The organism is Snodgrassella alvi (assembly GCF_002777745.1).
In the GTDB taxonomy this organism is placed as follows: domain Bacteria; phylum Pseudomonadota; class Gammaproteobacteria; order Burkholderiales; family Neisseriaceae; genus Snodgrassella; species Snodgrassella alvi_D.
Map to the genome: position 1 here is coordinate 19,550 of NZ_MEIO01000028.1, position 17,905 is coordinate 37,454.

Consider the following 17,905-nt stretch of genomic DNA (forward strand, 5'->3'; position numbering starts at 1 on the left):
TTTGAGTTTACATCCCCGGCAGCCATGAATTAAGCCTGCTGCCATAGAATAAAAACCAGATTGCAGCAATAGCAAGTACAATTCCGGCAGCATTTAAACCATTAATTTTTTCTTTAAATACAAAAGCACCAATGATGGTGGCTAGTGTAATCACCCCCAGATTCATGCCGGCAAATACCAATGAAGGATCCTGCTGAAACTGCTGATGGGCACGGATATAAAACAAAATATTGGCAAAGTTCAGACAGCCCAATAACAAACCGGCCAGAATACTGGCAGCATTCCAAACCGTTCTGCGTAAAAACAGATAACCTGTAATCAGAATAGCAGCCAGAATAAATGCCACCTGTAAAGTTGGTGCAAAGGCTGTGCCACTTTTAGACATCTGCTTAAACAGAATGTCAGTTATTCCATAACAGAGCCATACTCCGAACAAACAGCCAGCAGTACTGAAAAAACCACCCTGCCCCTTACTTTTGGCCGGATTCTGCCGATAAAGTAAAGTCAGCAAAGCCAGCAGAGCCAGCGCAATACCAATAATCTTGTTGGTACTCAGGCTTTCACCAAAAAACATAAATGCCGCCACAATAGGCAAAAACAGCGATAAGCGCTGTGCCGCATCGGTTTTAACCATCCCAGCCAGCTCAATAGCCCGCCCCAACACAATAAAACCCAGTGGTAAACCAATACCTAATGCCAGAAAAATAATCCAGTGACTGATGTAGGTATTCCAGTTAGCGAAATCCGGATGCAAGAAAAACCAACAGCATAAAGCAGCCACCGGATAACTAACTGCTACAGCCTGAGCAATATCAACCCCTTTTTGGCGCGCCAGTTTCAATAATACCGATACCGACACACTACACAAGATACTAATAATTAAAAAATGCATTTCTCCTCCCCTCAAACAAAATTTACAGACTGATTAGATATTGATTCAGGAATTTAAAAATCAAAATCCGCCTGCATCGATAATTGCTCCATCAGCTCGTCCCCGCCTTTGCCTGCCTTCTGCGCCAGCCACATTAACTGCTCAAGCTTGCGCCGGCGCAAGCGACATAAACGCAGTACATGCTGCTTCTGCGTATCAGACAGGCGCAGCCAACACAAACGTTCACTCCTGCTACGCAGACAGCCCTTGCAATAACCCTTCTGATTACTCTCACATACTCCACGACAGGGACTTGGAATAACAAAAAATTCTAACTGTTCCATCGTTCAGACTCCTGTAGACAATGACAGGGCTGCAATAGCAGCCAGCACCTGATAGTTAGGTTAGCTAATAATGCAAGCACTCGCGATGGTGCATACTCGGCCATAGATCAGACACTTTAACACAGTCAGATAAGCCTGATTTCACTAAAAATTCCACGAAAAGCAGAGTAAATGTTATAATTCAAGGTTAATTTACCATCTAAATAGCAAATACAACTAGGTTACACACTCCCATGAGTAAAAAAATTCGTAATATTGCCATTATCGCACACGTCGACCACGGCAAAACCACATTGGTAGACCAGTTATTGCGTCAGTCAGGTACTTTCCGTGCCAATCAGCAAGTAGACGAACGGGTAATGGACAGCAACGATCTGGAAAAAGAGCGTGGCATTACCATTCTGGCCAAAAATACTGCCATCGAATATGAAGGCTTTCACATTAATATCGTTGACACCCCGGGACATGCTGATTTTGGCGGCGAAGTAGAACGCGTACTGGGTATGGTTGACTGTGTATTACTCTTGGTGGACGCTCAGGAAGGCCCAATGCCACAAACCCGTTTTGTGACCAAAAAAGCACTGGCTCTGGGGCTAAAACCTATCGTGGTTATCAACAAAATTGATAAACCAAGCGCCCGCCCAAGCTGGGTTATCGACCAGACTTTTGAACTGTTTGACAAACTGGGTGCTACCGATGAACAGCTCGACTTCCCCATTGTATACGCTTCTGGCCTGTCTGGCTTTGCCAAGCTGAATGAAGAAGACGAATCCAGCGATATGCGTCCTCTGTTTGAAACCATATTAAAATACACTCCTGAGCCATTAGGTGATGCAGACAAACCCCTGCAATTGCAGATTTCCCAACTTGATTATGATAACTACACCGGTCGTTTGGGTATTGGTCGTATTCTGAACGGACGTATTAAACCCGGTCAGGTTGTGGCTATCATGAATGAAGATCAGCAAATTGGTCAGGGACGCATTAACCAGCTACTTGGTTTCAAAGGGCTGGAACGTATTCCCTTGCAAGAAGCTGAAGCCGGCGATATTGTGACTATTTCTGGTTTGGAGGATATCGGTATCGGCGTAACTATTGCCGACCGTGAACAGCCTCAGGGCTTGCCTATGCTCAGCGTGGACGAACCTACTCTTACCATGGACTTCATGGTTAACACCAGCCCGCTGGCTGGCACCGAAGGTAAATTTGTTACCAGCCGCCAGATTCGTGAGCGTTTACAAAAAGAATTGCTTACCAACGTGGCTTTGCGGGTTGAAGACACCGCCGATGCCGATGTTTTCCGCGTTTCCGGCCGTGGTGAACTGCATCTAACCATTTTGATTGAAAATATGCGTCGTGAGGGTTATGAGCTGGCAGTTGGTAAACCTCGTGTGGTTTTCCGTGAAATTGACGGCGTCAAATGCGAACCCTATGAAAATCTGACCGTTGATGTGGAAGACAACACGCAGGGTGCGGTAATGGAAGAACTGGGTCGCCGCCGTGGTGAACTGACCAATATGGAAAGTGATGGCAAAGGACGCACCCGTTTGGAATATCGTATTCCTGCACGTGGCCTGATTGGTTTTCAGGGTGAATTCATGACCATGACTCGTGGTCAAGGCTTGATGAGCCATGTATTTGACAACTACGCACCAGTAAAAGCGGAAATACCCGGCCGCCGCAATGGTGTGCTGGTATCGCAGGAACAAGGTGATGCTGTGGCTTATGCTTTATGGAATCTGGAAGATCGTGGTCGTATGTTCATCAACCCGGGCGAGAAAATTTATGAAGGCATGATTATCGGTATTCACAGCCGTGACAACGATCTGGTAGTCAACCCGCTAAAAGGTAAAAAACTGACTAATGTTCGTGCCTCTGGTACAGACGAAGCAGTACGCCTGACTCCACCAGTATTAATGTCTCTAGAAGCAGCGGTCGAGTTCATTGATGATGATGAACTGGTGGAAATCACCCCACAAACCATCCGTCTGCGTAAGCGCTACCTAAGCGAACAGGAACGGCGCAAACATTTCAAAAAACTGGATTAATTCCGGTTATTTATCCAAAACAGGCAGTTTTTACAAGCTGCCTGTTTTTGAATTAATATAAATACACTGGTAAACAATCTTTTTGTCTTCTAATTATCTAGCAACTCGTAAAATCCCGCTCATCTGGCTAGAGTACATTTTGCCAAACAAACAGCTTAAGCAGATTCACATATTCCATTGCATCTTAAATCATTTCAGACAATCTTTTAGCACCGAAATCCGGTACTCATATACAATCACGATTTCAAACTGTTAGAATTACCGATTGCCAAGTCCTAGATTACATACTTTTTATTTTTACAACAAAAATTACTCTTGTTTGTAACAAAAGTATCCCCCATTTCCATACCCGTTAATTTTGATTTGATTTCACGAGGATTAATTTGCCATGACCGCAGTATTGGTGATACTGGCTATTGTTTTATTGCTTATCGGTCTGTTAGGCACAGTTGTGCCTGCCTTGCCCGGATTGCCCTTGATGTTCGGTGGGGCTTGGTTATTAGCGTTAAGCAGCAATTACCAGATTATGGGTGCGCCTACATTGATTACTCTGGGTATTCTGACCATACTGGGCTGTGCTATGGATTACATGGCAGGCATGCTTGGTGCTAAACATAGCGGTGCGAGCAGAAAAGCCATCTGGGGATCATTTATCGGTGCTGTAATTGGCATGTTTTTTGCTCTCCCCGGCATGGTACTTGGACCTTTACTGGGCGCGGCAGCAGGTGAATTTATCGCCAGACGTAATTTAGTGGCCGCCGGCAGAGTAGGATTTGCTACTGTTATTGGTTTGGTTCTGGGCGTAGTAGCCAAAATTGGCTGTGCATTCGCTATCTTGATAACAATTGCAGTTATGTATTTGTATTCATTTTGTTAATTTAATAAATTTCACCGCAAAACAGTATGGCTACAGTATTTGAACAAGTACTGTAGCCATTTTCCCGATTTTCTACACCTATTTAGAATTATTTGGATTTAATTGCCTGTTAATACAGGCTTGTCTTATCATAGCTTGCCCATAAGTATTGGTAATCGAATTAATTATTACGTGTAAAACTTAAATTATGCCCGCTGTTGCCTCTTTTGCATTGCCCAAAGCCAAACAGACTATGTTCTGGCCAAATTTAAATGCTGGCAGTTTGCCCTTACTGCTCAGTAAACATTTACCCGAAAAAAAACTCAAAATCATCCTCACTGCCGACACTGAGCAGGCAATACGCATTCAGTCTGCCTGGCAGTTTTTTGACCCTGAAGCGCGGGTAGTTTTTTTTCCAGACTGGGAAACTTTACCATACGAACATTTTTCCCCCCATCAGGAACTGGTGTCCGAGCGTCTTGGTACATTATGGCAACTAAAAAACGGACTGGTTGACGTTTTACTCCTGCCTTTGGCCACGGCCATGCAAAAAATCGCACCGCCTTCATTTCTTCTCGGCCGCACTTTCTGGCTGAAAGTCGGACAGGAATTAGATCTGGATGCACTTAAGCACAGCCTAATTGAAGCCGGATACAATCATGTTACCCATGTTGTAGCAACAGGTGAATTCGCTACTCGTGGTGGTATTCTCGATATTTTTCCAATGGGCAGCGATACACCGTTTCGTCTGGACTTATTTGACAACGAAATTGATACCATTAAAACCTTCGATGCAGACAGCCAGCGCACATTAACAAGTGTAGACGAAATCCGCCTGCTACCAGCTCACGAATTTCCCACAGACAGCGATGCACAAAAAATCTTTCGCAGCCGCTTTCGTGAAGAAATCAATAGTGATGCACGTAAGGCCACTGTTTATGCAGCAGTATCTGAAGGCCACTTCGGTGCTGGTGTTGAATACTATCTACCTTTATTCTTTGAAGAAGAATGTGTCAGCATTTTCGACTATATAAATGAAGACGCAATTCTGGTTTGTTTAGGCGATATTCATAATGAAGCCGCCCATATCTGGCAGGATGTCAAACAGCGGTATGCTTTGGCACAGGGCGATCCAGCCTATCCACCGCTAGCACCCAACTATTTGTATCTGAGTGAAGATCAATTGGGTGCACGTATTAAACCTTACGCGCGTCTGGTACCTGAATTAAGCGAAGACAATATTTATGCCCTGCCCAATGTCGCTGTTGACCGTCAAGCAGATGACCCGCTGCATACACTGAAAGCTTTCCTGCAACAATGCTCTTGTCGGATATTGATTTGTGCCGAGAGTCTCGGTCGACGTGAAACCATGTTGAATTTCATGCGCGAATACAATTTACAGCCGAACGTTGTTAACGGCTGGCAGGATTTTCTTGACAGCACCAGCCGCCTGTGTCTGACAATTGCTCCTTTAAGTTATGGCTGTTTACTGCCAGAGCAACATCTGGCCATCATTACTGAAGCCGACTTATACCAGTATGTTGTACGCGGCCGCCGTACACGGCGCAAACATAGTGCCGTTTCCGATGGCATGCTGCGTGATTTAGCTGAAATCAAAATTGGCGATCCAGTGGTTCACGAACAGCATGGCATCGGCCGGTATCTGGGATTGGTTACACTGGATTTGGGTGAAGGCGCCAGTGAAATGATGTTACTGGAGTATGCTGAGGGTTCACAGCTATATGTGCCTGTTGGTCAACTACAATTAATATCACGTTATGCAGGCAGTGCTCATGAAAATGTCAGTCTGCACAAACTTGGCCATGGTGCATGGGATAAAGCGCGTCATAAAGCGGCTGAAAAAGCCCGCGATACTGCAGCAGAACTGTTGAACCTGTATGCCCAGCGCGAGGCTCAGCAAGGACACCGTTTTAGCTTGAATGAAATCGATTATCAGGCTTTCGCCAATGGCTTTGGCTATGAAGAAACCGAAGATCAGGCTGCTGCAATTGCTGCTACTATTAAGGATTTATGTGCAGAAAAACCGATGGATCGGCTGATTTGCGGTGATGTTGGTTTTGGCAAAACCGAAGTGGCCTTACGTGCGGCTTTTGTTGCTGCCATGGCTGGTAAACAGGTAGTGGTTCTCGCGCCGACAACACTGCTGGTGGAACAACATGCACAGAATTTTGCCGACCGCTTTGCCGACTTTCCCATCAAAGTGGCACAGCTGTCCCGTTTCAATACCAGCAAACAGACACAGGCTACATTGGCCGGTCTGGCTGATGGCACAGTAGATATTGTAATTGGCACACACAAACTGGTACAACCAGACGTACATTTCAAAAATCTGGGACTGGTTATCATAGACGAAGAACACCGCTTCGGGGTACGACAGAAAGAACAACTGAAACGTCTGCGTGCCAATGTCGATGTGCTTACGCTCACCGCCACACCCATTCCGCGTACCTTAAGCATGGCACTGGAAGGCCTGCGTGATTTCTCACTCATTACCACAGCACCGAGCCGCCGTCTGGCAGTGAAAACTTTTGTTCGCCCTTTCAGTGATGGTTTGATACGCGAAGCTGTAATGCGTGAACTGAAACGTGGCGGCCAAGTATTTTTTCTGCATAACGAGGTGGATACCATAGCCAATGCCTATGAGAAACTAAGTACCTTGTTGCCTGAAGCTCGTATAGGTATTGCCCACGGCCAGTTACGTGAACGTGAGCTTGAACAAGTAATGCGTGATTTTCTCCAGCAGCGTTATAACATTTTACTGTGCTCAACCATTATCGAAACCGGAATTGACATTCCTAATGCTAATACCATTATCATTGAACGAGCAGACAAATTCGGCCTTGCTCAGCTACACCAGCTGCGCGGTCGCGTAGGCAGATCTCACCATCAGGCCTATGCTTACTTACTGGTACCTGAAGCGATGACCAAAGATGCGCAGAAACGTCTGGAAGCAATTGAGATGGCAGATGATTTGGGTGCCGGCTTTACATTGGCAATGCAGGATCTGGAAATCCGGGGGGCTGGTGAAATTCTGGGCGAAGGACAGTCTGGCGAAATGATTCAGGTAGGTTTTACCCTCTATACTGAGATGCTGAAACAGGCTGTACGTAACCTGAAAAAAGGCCGCGAACCTGATCTGGACGCTCCACTGGGCATTACCAGTGACATCAAACTACATAGTCCTGCTTTGCTACCTGAAAGTTACTGTCCCGATATTCATGCTCGTCTGGTGCTCTATAAACGTCTGGCCAGCTGTGAAACTGAAGCTGAGATAGACCAGATACATGAAGAGCTCATCGATCGCTTCGGCCTGCCCGAACCTGCGGTTTCTACTCTGATTGCCAGCCACCGCCTGCGCATCGATGCTGCTCATCTGGGTATCGATACGATTGATGCCAGCAGCGAAGCCATAACATTTACCTTTGGTAAGCATCACAGCATCAATCCGGCTACGATTGTAGCTATCATGCAAAATGACAAAAATTACCGTCTCGTGGGCGCCGATAAACTCAGAGTTAATATTGCCATTGAAGATATATTGCAACGCGTACAGATAATTAAAAATATTATGAAACAGCTTGCTGTTGATGCTAGCCAAGCCTAAATATAATTGTGATAACAATAGTTCATCTCAAACAGAGAATAAAATCAGCCATGATTTCATCATAAAATCAGTGGTAATTCAGTTTAGACTGAATTACCACTGATTACTATTACCTAACCAGATTTGTATCTTAATAAATATTAGCCATATCTTATTTCAGCTCACATTATCTAGTGTAAACAGCTCTGTACCATGCTTTTTTAACCATAATCGAGCACTAACGGTTTCGGCCGTATATTCGGCCACCATCGCCCAGAATGCCTTACCATGATTGGCATGACGCAAATGACATAACTCATGAATGCAAACATAATCCACCACAAAGGCAGGTGCACCAATCAATCGCCAGTTTAAGCGAATACCAGTACGCCGGCGACATACCCCCCAAAAAGTACGCGCCTGACTTAAAGCCATTGCGGCCGGCCGCAATTGCATTACCTGTGCCCAATATTGCAAACGCGATAATAATTCAGTTTGTGCACACTGCTTTAACCAATCACGTAAAACTACATACGGTAATTGTGTAGTTGACAGCGGTAATAAAAAACTTTGTCGCGCATGCCAATGCACACGAGTAATCACAGCCACCGACATATAAGAATAAGTTTGACCACGAAACCAGATATATGCAGGTAAAGCTGTTGAGATTTCTGCTGCCTGCTGCCAGAACTGCTTGATAGAAGCCTCATTAGCCCTTAACCATTGATGTAAAGATTTCATGGATACAAATGGTGGTGCATTAATGTCCAGTAGACAATGCGAAGCTACGCGTAAAATAATATTTTTTCGCGCAGTGCGGCGCAGCTTTAGCCTGATGGCACAGTCATCTGTAGTTGTGTGAATAAACACCGACATAACAACTAATCTGTCAAAATCCTATGAAGGATAACCTTGTTATAGGCTACTATTTTTGCATAAATACACAAACCCGTTTATTCTACCTTGTCTACAGCCACCTCAGACCCGAATCAGTCGAAGTAGCAATTTAACATCTGAACATCAGACTAAATTTTACGAATAAAACGTTGTTTTCAATTTGATTAAAGATATTCAAGCTTAACAATCATACATGACTGCTAATACAACCAGATTTATAATTACCTGAACCACATGCTGCTAATGCTGTACTATCGGTGTAGGCACTTGTGGATTTACCGGTGCGAACGGGCCGACTCCCTGAATTTTTACCTGTTGGTCTTCTATCCACCGCTCACAAAGCTGGATTAATTCTTCTGGTGTCTGTGCAGCGGCATAATGAACTGGAGTACCAATCACCACCGTTACTTTACCCGGATATTTAAAAAAAGAATTTTTAGGCCAGAATTCGCCACTATTCAAGGCCACTGGCACCAAATCTATTTGCAGCGTCTGCGCCATCCTCGCTGCACCTTTCTTATAATGCCCACGGTATCCGGGCTTAATCCGTGTACCTTCCGGGAAAATACAAATCCACATACCTTTTTGATGGCATATTTTTCCCTGACTAATGATCTGAGCATTCGCAGCTTTAGGGTTATTACGATCAATACCTATTGTGCCACGCCATTTCAGTGCCCAGCCAAATATCGGAATACGGAAAAGCTCACGTTTAGCAACAAAGGCCAGATCAGGAAAAAAGGAAAGCATAGCCAGCGTTTCCCAGCCAGATTGATGTTTACAGCAGACGATACCCGGTTCACATGGAATATTTTCCCTACCAATTACCTCATACTTCAGGCCGATAACGTGTTCCAGCATCCAAAACAGTACTTTCGCCCACGCAGTAGTTGTCCATGTAACACCTTTGGGAATGAGCATGGAAATAATTACCACTACCAGCCATACCAGCGAAAATACACACAAACAAAACCAGTAAATCAAATTACGTAACAACAACATGTTAGATTATTCCTCGGCTGCCTTTTCAGCCTGTACACGACAAAATTTGGCAAAATCCAGCAAATCGTCATACACTTGTGTATCCTCCGGCAAGGTTTCCATTTTCAACGTGTCTTTACCTTTTCCCGTTAAAACAAGTACCGGATGCCCACCAATTGCTGCAATTGCCTGCATATCGCGAATACCATCTCCTACCAGCCATGTATTTTCAGGCTTCATATGCAAACGATCGAGAATGTCCAGCAATAAGCCCGGTTGAGGTTTGCGACAGTCACACTTGGCATTACTGGTATGCGGACAAAACCAGACTCCACTCAAACGGCCACCGGCTTTCTGAATATGAGTATGCATTTTGCCATGTACTTCATTAAGCTGCTGCATACTCACTTGATCGCGCCCAATTCCGGACATATTCTCAGCTACTACTACGGTGTACCCGCTTTGAGTTAAAAAGGCAACAGCATCCATACTGCCGGGTAATGGATGCCATTGGTCAGGGTCGGTGATTGGCTGCGGCTGCATTACATTCAATACGCCATCACGATCAAGAATAATTAATTTGCCTTTTCCACTCAATGCCATAATTATCCTTACTGAGCAGGTTTCAAACTTTGACGCCACCGAATCAGAGCACCATCAAATACACCATCAAGCAAAGCCTGATTTTCATCATTTATTTCCACATGATAAAAGCTTTCCAGAGCTGGGGTATTCAAAGTATGCACGTAGTCTTCCATAAAACGGCCATAGCCATCCTCTTCATCTTCATAATAATAAAGTGAAAAGCGACGGCCTTCATCATTGAAATCACTGTCTTCCAAACAACCAGCCATATTATTCAGAACGAATTCAGCTCCACTCATTACCTGCGCCTTTACCGCAGACATGTCTTCTTCTGCCGCTTCGTCCCATTGAGGATTATATAATCCCCGACGCACAATCCATGACCAGTAATAGCCCATGTGCGTAGCTGCATTAGCCATTGCCAGAGCTGGCGGATAATCTTCTTCTGTATGAAATACTACATTATCAAATATCATGATTTGGTTCTCATCCATTATAAGAACGGGCTGTACAAACAGATATTACTCATTCAGCAAAGCGATGTCGGCAACTGCATTCATCTGGTGTGACAAAAACAGTAATAAAGCCAAGCGATTATTCTTAATCGCTTCATTTTCATCCATTACCATTACATTAGTAAAGAATGTATCTACCTTTTCCTTAATGCCAGTCAATTCCGCTAATGCCTGAACAAAATCCTGCTGTTTCATGGCAGTTTGAATTTTTATTGCAACCTGTTCAGTTGCTTGATACAGATTCAGCTCATCCTGTTGCTGTAAAAGCGCAGTTGTAATAACAGGCAAGACAGAAAAATCGACTTTTCTCAGTAAATTGTGAACACGCTTGTTGGCAGCTATTAATGCAGCAGCTTCAGCCAGTTGCTTAAACTGCGTCACAGCAGCCAATCTCGCTTCCAGCTCACCCAGATTATCCACTTTACCCGCCAATACTGCGGCAACCACATCCTGCGCATAAGTATTTTGCAACAGAATAGCCAAACGCGCCTGCATAAATCCGGCTACTTCACTAACCGTATCCGCAGCCAGTTTGCCAGCGGGGAAAGTATCGAAAGCAGCTTGTAATAGCGGCGTTAGTGCCAGATTATGCTGCATCAGCATCCGCAAAATACCCAGCGCACTGCGACGTAATGCATATGGATCTTTGTCTCCGGTTGGAATAAGCCCAATTCCCCAGATACCCAGCAAAGTTTCCAGTTTGTCTGCCAGAGCCACTACTGTGCCAAGTAAGGTATCTGGTAATGCATCATTGGCAAAACGCGGCCAGTAATGTTGCTCAATTGCCACAGCCACATCTGTGTCTTCACCATCATGCAGTGCATAGTATTTACCCATCGTGCCCTGCAATTCAGGGAATTCACCTACCATATCAGTAAGTAAATCTGCCTTAGCCAATTCAGCAGTACGAGCTGCTTTATTAACATCAACACCTAAGAGTGGCGCAATTGCTTTAGCCAACTGGGTGACGCGTTGCACTCTTTCTGCCTGACTACCTAGTTTATTGTGGTACACAACATTTTGCAGACCGAGTAGACGACTAGCCAGAGAGATTTTCTGATCCTGACGGTAAAAGAATTCTGCGTCAGCCAGACGGGCACGCAGTACACGTTCATTGCCATGAATAATATGAACCGGATTATCAGTTTGTAAATTGGATACCAGCAAAAAGCGGTTGATCAGCTTGCCTTCACTGTTTAACAGCGGGAAATATTTCTGATTCTGCTGCATGGTTAAAATCAGGCATTCCTGTGGCACTTGTAAAAAGCGTTCATCAAAACCTGCCTGCAGGACTACCGGCCACTCAACCAGAGCCGTTACTTCATCCAGCAAACCCTCAGCATATGCCACCTGCGCATGCAATGCCTGCTCCGCCTCGCTCAAGTCCTGCTCAATGCGGGCACGGCGCTCAGCAAAACTAGCCACAACCTTACCCTGCTCCAGTAACTGCTGCGCATAATCTGCTGCATGGTTGAATGTAATTTTACCTTTGCTCAGAAAGCGGTGACCCAATGTCCAGTTCTGGCTGCTTAAACCCAGCACACTGCCCGCAACCGTTTCTGTACCATGCAGCATAACCAGTCCATGTACCGGACGGACAAAGGTATAGGTACTGCTCCCCCAGTGCATGACTTTAGGAATCGGCAGCTTTTTAATAGCCACATTCAAAATATCACTCAACAGCGCACTCAAAGGCTGGCCTGCCTGAGTATATTCATAAGCAAACACCATTTGCTTGCCATCATCAATCTGGCTGAGCTGATTAATTTCTATCTGATTACTGCGGGCAAACCCCTGCAAGGCTTTGGTAGGTTCACCATCTTTCATACCGGCAGCCACACTCGGGCCTTTTTTCACGATGCGCTGATCCGCCTGCACCGGTTTAACATTCTGTATCAGAACACCTAAACGTCTGGGCGCAGCAAATACCTGATAATCAGCTTCGCCACTGATGAGTTGAGCTTTCTCCAATCCTTCAACAACACCAGCTGCCAGACTTTCGCCCAGATTATTCAGCGCTTTTGGTGGTAATTCTTCGGTACGCAGTTCAATTAATAAAGGAGCATTCATGCAAGTATTACTTTCATTCGGTTCAGGCTGTCTGGCCGTTAGTATTTTTTTTCAATAACGGGAAGCCGAGCTTCTCGCGGCTTTCCACATATTTATGCGCAACCGCACGGCTTAAAGCACGCACACGGCCAATATAAGTGGCACGCTCCGTCACAGAAATAGCGCCACGTGCATCCAGCAGATTAAACGTATGTCCGGCCTTGAGTACCAGCTCATATGCAGGCAGTGCCAGACTGACATTCTCTACTGCCAGCAAGCGTTTGGCTTCTGCTTCATAATGGTTAAACTGTGCCAGTAACCATTCTGCATTACTGAACTCAAAATTATAAGTAGATTGCTCTACCTCATTCTGATGGTATACATCGCCATAGGTGATAATCTGTCCGTCTTGGGTTTTGGTCCAGACCAGATCGTAAACATTTTCAACGCCTTGTAAATACATGGCCAGCCGTTCAATACCATAAGTAATTTCACCCAGAACCGGCGAGCAGTCCATACCGCCTACCTGCTGAAAATAGGTAAATTGTGTAACCTCCATGCCATTGAGCCACACCTCCCAGCCCAGCCCCCATGCACCCAAAGTAGGATTTTCCCAATCATCCTCAACAAAGCGGATATCATGCTGACACGGATCAATACCCAGCTCCTGCAAAGAGGCCAGATATAACTCCTGAATATTATCCGGTGACGGCTTTAATGCCACCTGAAACTGGTAATAATGTTGCAAACGATTCGGATTTTCACCATAGCGACCATCCTTAGGTCGGCGCGACGGCTGCACATAGGCCGCAAACCACGGTTCAGGCCCTAGTGCGCGCAGACAAGTAGCCGGATGGCTAGTGCCCGCTCCCACCTCCATATCCAGAGGCTGCAACACCGCACAGCCATGTCGAGCCCAGTAATTTTGTAAAGTAAAAATAATTTCTTGGAAAGTCAGCATGAAGGGAAATTTCTGATAATCTGCAAAATTATCTATTTTACTGTGCTTGCCAGCAGTTGAACAGCCATCATCACATTCCTAAATAACCATTCGTGCTAATAATAAAATCAAAAAACACTTGCACCATCCGGCTGGCAGTGAAAGGATAGCCGTTTCATTTATCAGATTTCCTCTCTTAAAAAATGTATCATGGCGAGCGTTTCAACGCATATTCTCACCTTGCCGGCTTTATCCTTGCCTGCGTGGGTACAATATTTCTCCTAATTAAATCTGTACATTATGGTGATGTGTACCGTATTGTAAGTTCAGCCATTTATGGTACCAGCCTGATACTTCTGTATGGTATATCAACCCTGTATCATTCCGTCCATTCACACCGTGCCAAGGCAGTGTTGCAAAAATTTGACCACTGTGCCATTTACCTGCTGATTGCCGGCAGCTATACTCCTTTTACCCTCACTACATTAAACGGTAGCTGGGGCTGGTCATTACTTGGTGTATCGTGGGGACTGGCAATATTTGGTATTATTCAGGAAGTGACCATTGGACGCAAAAGTGAAACTCGTATCCTGTCGCTGATTCTTTATCTGTTGATGGGCTGGCTGATTGTCATTGCTATCTATCCGCTGACCCAGCGCATGTCTTCACCGGGTCTGTTTTGGCTGACTACTGGCGGACTGGCATACAGCATCGGTATCTACTGGTTTATTAATGATGAAAAAATTCGCCATGGCCATGGTATCTGGCATATTTTTGTCATGCTTGGCAGTTTGGCACAATTTATCTGCGTTTATGCCTATATTTGACATTGCAACAGACAGATATAGAGATACAACTGAAGTACACACTTAATTGAATCATTCAGCATCGAAAGAAGTTTAGTGAAGATTTATCTGAAAACCCTGCTTGTTAGTCTGTGCATGCTTATTGTGACAGCCTGTAGTGGTGAAAAAACCACGCAATCTTCTGTTTCAGCAGAACAGATAAAAAAAGAAATTATAATCGGTACCACCGTAGGCGATTTTGCTGATATGGTGCGCGATCAGGTGCAGCCTGAACTGGAAAAAAAGGGCTATAAGGTACAACTACTCGAATTCACCGATTATGTCCGCCCCAATTTGGCCTTAGCGGATAAATCCATTGATATTAATATTTTTCAACATAAGCCATATCTGGATGATTTTGCTCGATCGCGCCAGCTGGCCATTATACCGGTCTTTCAGGTTCCCACTGGCCCTCTAGGAATATATACTGGCAAATTGCACGAACTTAATGCAATAAAAAGTGGCTCTAGCGTCTCTGTACCTAATGACCCGTCCAATCTGGCTCGTGCTCTGGTTATGCTGGACAAGCTGGGCTGGATCACTCTAAAAGCCAGTATTAACCCTCTTAAAGCCTCGTTAACCGATATTGCCAGCAATAACAAAAATATCAAACTGATACCACTGGAAGCCGCCCAATTACCCCGATCCCGCCATGATGTAGATTTTGCAGTGATTAATGGCAATTTTGCCACCAGCTCCGGGCTGAAATTCACATCCGCCTTATTTCTGGAACCCGGCTATACCTATGTTAATTGGGCTGCAATCCGAACTACAGACAAAGACAGCCAATGGGTAAAAGACATAACAGCAGCATATAACTCCACGGCATTTAAAGAATATGCCTTTAAACGTTTTGCTGGTTACAAATATCCCGAATCATGGGGTATACAGAGCCAACTACCTTCATCTGCACAAGCACAATAACTACCTGTCTTAGCTCTGAACAGACAATTCGTTATAGGTATTTATATATTTATAACGGAATGTTTTTACTAACCATAACTTAAAAAACATGAAGTCGAACAATTTTATTCCCGGTGCTGAACTGCCATTAGAACAGAAAATCAATCTGGAAACTGCACGTATCAACTGGCATGAACTCCAGCCTCACTTTGCCCGTGGCAACTGTATTTACGTAGCACCGGAACTCGATTTAGTCGATATTGCACACAAAATAGCCACAGATGACAGTGCCACCATTGCACTTTTGATACATAACGGTAAAATTAGTAAAGTCAGCGATATAATGGCACAACAATATTTTGACCGTAACCAGCCAATGTGGGCCGTTGTAGTAAAGCCATATGTGCTGATACAGCCAGACAATACTATTGTCGAAAGCAAATAAAACAAGCATTCAAAATAGATAGAAAGAGAACATTATGCAGCGACGCAATCAGGGCTTTACGCTTATTGACTTAATGATTACCATCACTATTATTGGCATATTAGCCGCAATAGCCTACCCGTCCTACAATAGCTTTGTGATTAAAGCCCGCGAACAAAACGCCCGTGCTGATTTAGTGCTGAATATCAACAAACTGGAACGGTATTACGCCAAAAACAACACATTTATTACAAACACTACAGATCCGACAAATAATCTCGAACAAAATACACATACGCTCGAACAAAAAAATAGCGCAACATATTTTACTTTTAGTGGTACCTACCAACCCAGTAGTTATCGTCTGGTGGCCACGCCAACACCGGACAATAGTGGTGCAACAAGAGTGGTTGTTTATGACAGTTTGCATGGTATGTTATTGTGTGATGATATTAGGCAAGAAAGCTGTGATCCTTTTTAAATTTATGTTCATTCATTTCACGTTACAGCATATCCTGCTGAAATTGCATAATTTTCAGCAACATGCTTACTTAAGTAAATCTATTTCTTTATTTTAGTTAAATAATAGTTTAAAATTTACAAATATATTCAATATTTAACTTTTTATTTTTAAGAAAGTAATTAAATTTTTGATAAAAAATAAAAGAGCAAATATATGGAAAAGCTGAAATCAATCCTGCTAATATCGGCCACTTTAGCACTGGCCGATCCGGTATTAGCAGCCGGTTATCAGGCTGCTGACAATTATGGGTTCGATGATGCTGAAAGAATCATCATCCAGATGTATAATCAGCAACAACAGATTGAAAAAGAAATCGACAAATTATCGGCATCACTTTTTCAGGATGATAATCAGGTTAAATTATTTAAGAATTGTAAAAAGCATGAATGTCATCAATACAGTGAAATTTCCTCTTTCCAACTCGACCCGAATCTAAACTTTACTTATCAGAATCAGATTAACAGAGATGGGTTAATCAAATCAGTTACTCGACGTGGCAAATTTAACCAGCACATGCGCAAACAGAAGCTGATACTGGATAATGCAGATGGTCAACCAGATGTTTATCTGCATCAGTAAGTACTTAGAATTTCAGAATAGCAATTATCTAAAAAGGCAATGAAAAAATCATTGCCTTTTAATTTAACTATTTAACAGGTAAATTTTATTTATGCTTGTGCTTAGTTGAATTCACCTCAGAACGTTCAATTATCTGATCCAATTTATAAATATATTGGCTAGCAGCAGTATCATCCGCAGCACCGGCTGGTTTTACTTCATATACATTCAAACGCAATACCTGACTTTCAGCCGGATTAAACTGCCAGCCATCGATAGTGCCGGCAAAATTACGCCATACACCGGTTTTAACCTTTACACCTTGGTCATTATAAAAAATTTCACGAACTTTCAGACATTGCACCGCTCCATTATCTGTCTGACAAGTTTGTGTCTGCGGGCTTATTTCCCAGAATACCACCGTAGGCTGACCATATTGGGAAGTCGCTGTAGGCACACCACGCCAGAGCAGAGACTGACCGCGCTGATTTTCTATCCTTAACAGTGGTTGCGGATTCTGAGCATCTTCGACATTAAGCAATCCGGCATGTAGTTTTTGACCATTCATAAAAGCAATAACTGCCGCATCCTGTGCCATTACATCAGGAGCACAAGCCATCATAGTGCTCATTGGTGCTTGAATATACATATCCTGTCCGCTTAACTGATAAGCAGAACCAATACTATTACAACCGCCTGAAACATTCAGCCGCTGGCCAGCAAAATTCAGTTTTAAAGCTGAATTCGCCGCAAAATTGGCCAATGGTCGACCATGCCGGTCAGTTGCTTCTACCAACTGCCAGTTATAAGCACCTAACTGCTGCACACTTGCAGCACGCATATTCACCTTACGGTCTGATGTATGTGCACAGGCAGCAAGACTGCCTGCAATCAGAGCAGTTACTACCAATTTTTTAATATTCATAAGTATATCCTTGCTAAAACGATACAACACTTGCACA

Annotated in this window: 17 protein-coding genes; 8 read left to right on the forward strand and 9 right to left on the reverse strand. The window is 44.0% G+C overall.

The features are described 5' to 3' along the window. Positions 1 to 7: 7 nt before the first annotated feature. Both BHC51_RS03730 and BHC51_RS03735 read right to left on the reverse strand, forming a co-directional pair. Complete coding sequence (locus BHC51_RS03730; RefSeq protein ID WP_100153352.1) at positions 8 to 892, reverse strand: DMT family transporter; 885 nt, start codon at positions 890 to 892, stop codon at positions 8 to 10. A 53-nt stretch (positions 893 to 945) separates the two neighbouring features. Next, positions 946 to 1,215, reverse strand: coding sequence for a DUF1289 domain-containing protein (locus BHC51_RS03735; protein ID WP_100100687.1), 270 nt, complete (start codon positions 1,213 to 1,215; stop codon positions 946 to 948). A gap of 233 nt (positions 1,216 to 1,448) precedes the next feature. On the opposite strand from BHC51_RS03735, the gene typA reads away from it, so the two are divergent. From typA to mfd, 3 genes are all read left to right on the forward strand, one after another. After that, positions 1,449 to 3,263 (forward strand): translational GTPase TypA, encoded by a 1,815-nt coding sequence (gene typA, locus BHC51_RS03740; RefSeq protein WP_100123813.1) that lies wholly within the window; start codon positions 1,449 to 1,451, stop codon positions 3,261 to 3,263. A gap of 388 nt (positions 3,264 to 3,651) precedes the next feature. Beyond that, positions 3,652 to 4,140 (forward strand): DUF456 domain-containing protein, encoded by a 489-nt coding sequence (locus BHC51_RS03745; RefSeq protein ID WP_100153353.1) that lies wholly within the window; start codon positions 3,652 to 3,654, stop codon positions 4,138 to 4,140. Between the two features lie 187 nt (positions 4,141 to 4,327). Then, positions 4,328 to 7,744 carry a transcription-repair coupling factor gene (gene mfd, locus BHC51_RS03750; protein WP_100153354.1) on the forward strand — a complete coding sequence of 1,139 codons (3,417 nt, stop codon included), beginning with the start codon at positions 4,328 to 4,330 and terminating at the stop codon, positions 7,742 to 7,744. Positions 7,745 to 7,900: 156 nt separating this feature from the next. Here mfd and BHC51_RS03755 read toward each other — a convergent pair whose 3' ends face one another. The 6 genes from BHC51_RS03755 to glyQ form a co-directional block, all read right to left on the reverse strand. Beyond that, complete coding sequence (locus BHC51_RS03755; protein WP_100153355.1) at positions 7,901 to 8,599, reverse strand: M48 family metallopeptidase; 699 nt, start codon at positions 8,597 to 8,599, stop codon at positions 7,901 to 7,903. Between the two features lie 261 nt (positions 8,600 to 8,860). Next, positions 8,861 to 9,622, reverse strand: a complete 762-nt coding sequence (locus BHC51_RS03760) for a lysophospholipid acyltransferase family protein (RefSeq protein WP_100153356.1) — start codon at positions 9,620 to 9,622, stop codon at positions 8,861 to 8,863. Positions 9,623 to 9,628: 6 nt separating this feature from the next. Then, positions 9,629 to 10,204, reverse strand: coding sequence for a D-glycero-beta-D-manno-heptose 1,7-bisphosphate 7-phosphatase (gmhB, locus tag BHC51_RS03765; RefSeq protein ID WP_100123808.1), 576 nt, complete (start codon positions 10,202 to 10,204; stop codon positions 9,629 to 9,631). Positions 10,205 to 10,212: 8 nt separating this feature from the next. After that, positions 10,213 to 10,662: a DUF7832 domain-containing protein gene (locus tag BHC51_RS03770; protein ID WP_257381743.1), complete on the reverse strand. Its 450-nt coding sequence runs from the start codon at positions 10,660 to 10,662 to the stop codon at positions 10,213 to 10,215. A gap of 45 nt (positions 10,663 to 10,707) precedes the next feature. Beyond that, positions 10,708 to 12,771: a glycine--tRNA ligase subunit beta gene (glyS, locus tag BHC51_RS03775; RefSeq protein ID WP_100153357.1), complete on the reverse strand. Its 2,064-nt coding sequence runs from the start codon at positions 12,769 to 12,771 to the stop codon at positions 10,708 to 10,710. A 22-nt stretch (positions 12,772 to 12,793) separates the two neighbouring features. Beyond that, positions 12,794 to 13,711: a glycine--tRNA ligase subunit alpha gene (gene glyQ, locus BHC51_RS03780; protein WP_100100679.1), complete on the reverse strand. Its 918-nt coding sequence runs from the start codon at positions 13,709 to 13,711 to the stop codon at positions 12,794 to 12,796. Positions 13,712 to 13,893: 182 nt separating this feature from the next. Between glyQ and trhA the strand changes: the two genes are divergently transcribed. The 5 genes from trhA to BHC51_RS03805 all read left to right on the forward strand — a co-directional run bounded on the left by trhA (position 13,894) and on the right by BHC51_RS03805 (position 16,964). Next, a complete protein-coding gene (trhA, locus tag BHC51_RS03785) occupies positions 13,894 to 14,517 on the forward strand; it encodes a PAQR family membrane homeostasis protein TrhA (protein WP_100153358.1) in 624 nt (207 codons plus the stop codon). Positions 14,518 to 14,592: 75 nt separating this feature from the next. Continuing rightward, complete coding sequence (locus BHC51_RS03790) at positions 14,593 to 15,459, forward strand: MetQ/NlpA family ABC transporter substrate-binding protein (protein ID WP_180296423.1); 867 nt, start codon at positions 14,593 to 14,595, stop codon at positions 15,457 to 15,459. 88 nt (positions 15,460 to 15,547) lie between these two features. Then, complete coding sequence (locus BHC51_RS03795) at positions 15,548 to 15,883, forward strand: DUF2288 domain-containing protein (protein WP_100153359.1); 336 nt, start codon at positions 15,548 to 15,550, stop codon at positions 15,881 to 15,883. Between the two features lie 34 nt (positions 15,884 to 15,917). Further along, positions 15,918 to 16,343 carry a type IV pilin protein gene (locus tag BHC51_RS03800; protein WP_100153360.1) on the forward strand — a complete coding sequence of 142 codons (426 nt, stop codon included), beginning with the start codon at positions 15,918 to 15,920 and terminating at the stop codon, positions 16,341 to 16,343. 195 nt (positions 16,344 to 16,538) lie between these two features. Then, a complete protein-coding gene (locus BHC51_RS03805) occupies positions 16,539 to 16,964 on the forward strand; it encodes a hypothetical protein (protein ID WP_100100675.1) in 426 nt (141 codons plus the stop codon). 85 nt (positions 16,965 to 17,049) lie between these two features. On the opposite strand, the gene BHC51_RS03810 is transcribed toward BHC51_RS03805, so the two are convergent. Then, a complete protein-coding gene (locus BHC51_RS03810) occupies positions 17,050 to 17,868 on the reverse strand; it encodes an META and DUF4377 domain-containing protein (RefSeq protein WP_100100674.1) in 819 nt (272 codons plus the stop codon). Positions 17,869 to 17,905: the final 37 nt, after the last annotated feature.